The 5,206-nt window shown below is 28.9% G+C and carries 5 protein-coding genes and 1 riboswitch; all 5 genes read right to left on the bottom strand.

From position 1 onward, the window contains the following. Nucleotides 1-18: 18 nt before the first annotated feature. The 5 genes from WBG30_RS07825 to WBG30_RS07805 all read right to left on the bottom strand — a co-directional run bounded on the left by WBG30_RS07825 (nucleotide 19) and on the right by WBG30_RS07805 (nucleotide 4,768). Complete coding sequence (locus WBG30_RS07825) at nucleotides 19-2,583, bottom strand: hypothetical protein (RefSeq protein ID WP_424504085.1); 2,565 nt, start codon at nucleotides 2,581-2,583, stop codon at nucleotides 19-21. Nucleotides 2,584-2,659: 76 nt separating this feature from the next. Beyond that, nucleotides 2,660-3,040: a hypothetical protein gene (locus WBG30_RS07820; protein WP_424504084.1), complete on the bottom strand. Its 381-nt coding sequence runs from the start codon at nucleotides 3,038-3,040 to the stop codon at nucleotides 2,660-2,662. Between the two features lie 69 nt (nucleotides 3,041-3,109). After that, nucleotides 3,110-3,589: a hypothetical protein gene (locus WBG30_RS07815; RefSeq protein WP_424504083.1), complete on the bottom strand. Its 480-nt coding sequence runs from the start codon at nucleotides 3,587-3,589 to the stop codon at nucleotides 3,110-3,112. 25 nt (nucleotides 3,590-3,614) lie between these two features. Further along, nucleotides 3,615-4,040 (bottom strand): hypothetical protein, encoded by a 426-nt coding sequence (locus WBG30_RS07810; protein ID WP_424504082.1) that lies wholly within the window; start codon nucleotides 4,038-4,040, stop codon nucleotides 3,615-3,617. An 11-nt stretch (nucleotides 4,041-4,051) separates the two neighbouring features. Then, entirely contained in the window at nucleotides 4,052-4,768 is a 717-nt protein-coding gene (locus WBG30_RS07805; protein WP_424504081.1) for a hypothetical protein, read from the bottom strand. A gap of 114 nt (nucleotides 4,769-4,882) precedes the next feature. Continuing rightward, nucleotides 4,883-4,958: riboswitch (cyclic di-GMP riboswitch) on the bottom strand. Nucleotides 4,959-5,206: the final 248 nt, after the last annotated feature.

The following is a 5,206-nucleotide window of genomic DNA, read 5'->3' as shown; positions in this document are numbered from 1 at the left end:
TACTCAATAAATCTAATTTTAAAAATTTGAATCATAAAAAACAGTTTTAAGTTTTTTATCTTTAATTTCAGATACTTTAAAATCAACTCCATCATAGAAATCACCTATTTCACCTGATTTTATGACAACTTCAAGGGTATCTTTTTCTAGAATGATTTTTTTATTTCCTAAATAATTAATTTTTAAAGAATATTTTCCTGGCTTTAAATCTTGAATAACAAATAACCCATCATATTCAGGAAAAATACTATCATAATATATTCCATCTTTTTCTACTTTTATCTCGACATAACTAAAAAATCTATTTATTTTTTTTCTATCTATATTAGGCAAAATAATAGACCCCATTATTATTGATACAGGAACAACTCCTATTTCAATTTTTTTCCCGGTTGCTGGAATAAGTTCAATTTCTTTAAGGTCCTCCACTTTTAGTGTAGGATCTATAATAGTTTCGGAGTAATTACAAATTAGTTTATTATTTCTATAAGGAGATATATTAGAAAGATGGAACTCTCCTTTTTCATTTGTTTTTATTTTGTTTCTACTGATCTCTACTCCTATTCCTTCAAGAGGGATTTCGTCTACCTCTTTTTTACCATTACCATTTTTGTCTATGAAAATAACCCCTTCTACATATCCATTGTCAGGATCTTTAGATTTGTTTAAAGCCAGGGGGGTTTTTAAGTTTACAACTTTTTCAAAACTACCTCCTACACTATGTTTATTAGTTTTTTCACTATCATAATTATAATCCATTTTGAAAAAATCATTAAATTTATATTCAAATCCTACTCCAAAAGTAAAAAAGTTTTTTTTGTTATACTCAACCTCTATTTTATAGGAATATTTTGAATCCTTTCCCATTCTTTTTCTCATTCTTCCCTTGTATTTCCATTTAGCATCACTACTATCATTACATCCTACACCCAAACTATAAGTGTAATCTCCTCGATCATAGTCTACACCTACCTCTTTTGTATAATTAGAATTTCTTCTCTTACCGTTTTTTAAAATCTTTCCAAAATCTAAATCAACTTTAAGATCTTTTGTAATATCATAACTTAATCCTATCTCATATTTTTCTTCTGTTTTCTCCATATAATATTTTTTCATAAATCTAATAAAATAATCAAATTTTCCATAATCTCTACTTATTTCAGCTTCATGATATGAATCTTTTTTTTCATCCGTCGCTAAAATATCACTATAACGCTCATAAGTATAATATAATTTATAGGAAAAAAGTTTAGTCCTTACTTCAGCTATATAACCTTTACTTGCATCTTCAAAAGAATCATAGTATGAAAAATTAGTTAACAAAGGTACTGGTAAATTAGAAAAACGATAACCTATTCTATGCTTTCCATATCTGTATAATTTTTTTTCATTCTTAGTATCATAATAATCAAAAGCATAAGTCAAATTATTTGTAATTCCGTAAGAGATATCATATTTCATATCATCATATGCATCATTCTTTCCATTGGGATTTTTTCCATAAAATAAATTGTAATCCCATTTACCCTTCGTAAGAAAATTATTTCCTTCCATAATATTTATGTTTTTTTCTTCTGTTAGAACACCATTTCTATCATATATTTTTATTTTAAATTTATCACTTTGGTTTCTCATTTCTATAGTAAACTCATAACTATTCCCATCTATCCTTTGATAATCAGCAACTTTTCCATTCTGGTATATTTCAACTGTTGAATTTTTAGGAGCCTCTCCTCTGATAGTTATATCTCTTCCAGAGCGTTTAATACTATAGCTGTTTTCACTTATTGATATTCCTCTAATCTTATTGTCATATCCTAAAATATCATTACCAGTTATATAATTATCCCCTATAGTTATAGTTTTTCCCTTAAATATATAAGGATACTTCAAGCTTATCTCTTCCATTTTCCCTGTAGAATAGAGATTCTGCCTCATATTAAAATCTCCATAAAAAAGCTGAGAACTATATTCTATCTCTACATCGCCTCTATTTCTCGCATCTCCATTCTTAAAAAAATCACCTATATCATTTATATCATATCTCATTTTTAGCATTCCTAGGTTGAATATCTTTCTATCTTCTTTCATAAACATATCTATCTTTTGAGTACTTTTATTTTTATTTTTTTCACCTTCCAACATTTTTTTTCTTCTTTTTACAGACAATCTATACTCTATTGGAAGATTAAAACTAGGTGATATCTCTAAAGTATATCTTTCTTCAATCCACTTTATACTCTTTAGAGGTAAAAGTTTAGCTAGATCTTCTTTTTCAATGTAAGTTTTCCCTTCAAATTCTAAAATATTTAATTCTTTTTTATCTATTTTTATATTTTTTTCTTTCTTATCAGAAAAAAGACACCCCTTCATTGATAAATTTATATTTTTTCCATCTGTGGTAAAGTTCGTATATTCTGTGAGTTCTGTAAATTCTAGAAAATCTCTGATATCTATATAGATTCCTCCACTAAGATCACTCCTTACTTCATAAAATTCTTGCTTTAGATACCTTCCCACTTTAATCGTTATCATATTTTCAAAATATTTATTCTCCTCACTTTTAGTATCAGAAAAAGCCATACTAAAAAAAAGGAAGAAGCTTATGAAAACGACTTCCCCTCTCCTTAACATTATTAATTTTCCCCCTTTTTTCTAATCATTTTACATATTCTATTTCATATTTAATTTTCTTTTTGTACTTCCCACTGACTTTTTTTTCTCCTACCAATGAAAAACCTATCTCAAACTTCCCCTCACCGAAATCATCCAAAAGTATCACAGATCTTTTAGCTCTAAGAGCTTCAATTCTAACACCTTGAGTCAAATACATAACTCCATCTTCTTTGGTCTTAAATTTCACTCTTTTATTTGCTTCTCCTTTTACATATATAATTACCCCATCCTCAGGAGCAATCCATTGTTGACTTCCTTTATAAAGGTAAAGTCTCTTTAAGTCTACATTTTCTACCCTTGTAATTTCTAATGAAAAAACTGATACAGAAGATATAAGTAGTAAAACAAATAATAATTTTTTCATTTTCTTCTCCAATTGTTAAAATGATAATATACTTTTTAAATTATATAACTAATAGTTATTTTAACAAACTTAATTACCTTCATTTAATGATTCTTTTTGAAGTACAGGACCTCTAACAGTCCTATCATCAATACTAGTATAAGTCACAGTTACTGTAACAAGCTGATTTGTAACGTCTTCATGTTGAGAGTCACTATCCATATTTACCCCAAATGTAAATGTCGCTGTTCCATCTGATATTGTTCCTGTCCCATTTGCACTAGAAAGAATAACTCCTTTATTAGCAGTTGTTGTAACTGCGTATGAAAAAGTTTCACCAGCTTCACCAGTTATACTAGCGGTTACATCTTGTTTCGCGATAATAGAACCAACATACACATCTTTGAAGTCAAGAGTTTCAGTATTCAAACTTATAGCAATTGGAGTAACATATTTTGCTGAAACACTTAATGTAGCGCTAGCAGTATTTCCTGCTCCCGTTGCTGCTGCTATTGATGATATTGCTACTAAAAGTATTGCGGTCAATAACATTTTTTTCATTTTTTTCATTTTTCCCCCATTTATCTAATTTTTTTTAGAAAATATCACAGTATATAACAGTAACAGTTATAGTAGCAGACAAGTCACTTTTTATATTCCTTGTATCCAAACCTACATAAAATTTGTCGGCTTTACTTGTTCCTATTCCTGTATTCTTATAAGTTATAGTATTCCCTGTATACCCACCTAGAGAGTCACGGGAAATCTGTAATATTCCACTGCTATCATCATTACTTATTTTTATTTGGTAGTCATATCCAGCTTCTGCATTCACATAAAGACCCACAAAAACAGGATCTATCTCAGCATCAGGGAATACATCCCCAAAGTCTATAGATTTTACTCCCAAGGCTAAAGAGATTGCCTTTACAGCCTGCCCTTTTATATAAAATACTCCATCCTCTGCAAATGAATTTATTGAAAGGAGAAGAAGAAAAAGAATATAAAAAAATTTTTTCATTTCTGCACCTCCTATAGTTCAAAGGTTAATCCTTTAGAAAAATTAAATTTCTCATTTTCAAAGGTCACCTCTGCATAATCTGCCTTTCTATCTAAAGGAATACTTTCCTTTATTTCCAACAACTTATCCCTATAAAAACCTTGTTTAAAAGTCTTTTCACCTATCAATTTTTTTTCCTTATAAAATTTAACCTTTACATTAAGACTGTAGGAAAAATTACCAATATTCATTACGTTTCCTTGAAGTTTATATCCTGTTTTTACTTTTATTACTCTAAATTTTTTAAACTCTATCCCAGTTCGAAGCTCCCCTTTCCTTCCATAATAAGGAATACCTATATTCATAAGCAAACTTACCTGATTGTTGTTATTTCGCAGAGGTAGTTCCTTAAATACAAGAAGTGCCACATACTCTCCATCTTCTAAATCTCTCTTTATTCTAGGAGCTATTTTAACGTGTATTTTGCTTTTAGGAGGAATTAATACTATCTTTGGATAGACCACCAATTGGTCTCCTAAATAATATTTATCCTTTGCCCATTTTGGTTTTTCAAAATCTACCCTTACCCTAACTACTTTATTCCCTTGATTTATAAGAGCTGTTTCTTGTGTCATAGGTCGATTAAGGTCTACTCCAAAACTTGTTTTTGTCACCATAAATGAACTATAGCAACTAATATTCCAGACAGAAAACAGTATAATAATAAATAATTTAAAGTACTTTCCCATATTTCTTCTCCCATTTTTTTTTTTAATTTTGCATATTATATAAATAAAAAAGGTGCTCTTCTCATAGAAGACCACACATAAATTTTAGCTCAAAAACAAAAGCATTTATTTACTTTCGGTAACTGGCTACCATTTAAAAGGCCCTATAGCTTTGCGTCCCTTAGTTTCCAAAGGTTTGCCATATTCTATAATTCTATCAAAACACAATTGAAACTTTATCCAAACTAATATTAAAAGATAACTGCCGTTATATTACCACTGTCATCTCTTTAAAGCAAATTAAAAAAAGTTAACACAGTTACACTTGATTTTTTTGCCTTTTTACTATACTATATTAGTTATTAAAATAATGGAGGAATTATGGAAATTTTATTAATCGGATTAGGTATGTTTATCGCTGGCTTTATCGACTCTATTGCTGGAGGAGGAGGTCTTATT

The sequence above is a fragment of the Psychrilyobacter sp. genome, assembly GCF_049671765.1.
Lineage (GTDB): Bacteria > Fusobacteriota > Fusobacteriia > Fusobacteriales > Fusobacteriaceae > Psychrilyobacter.
Note: the sequence above shows the minus strand (reverse complement) of the source record. Positions and strands in the feature narration are given on the sequence as shown.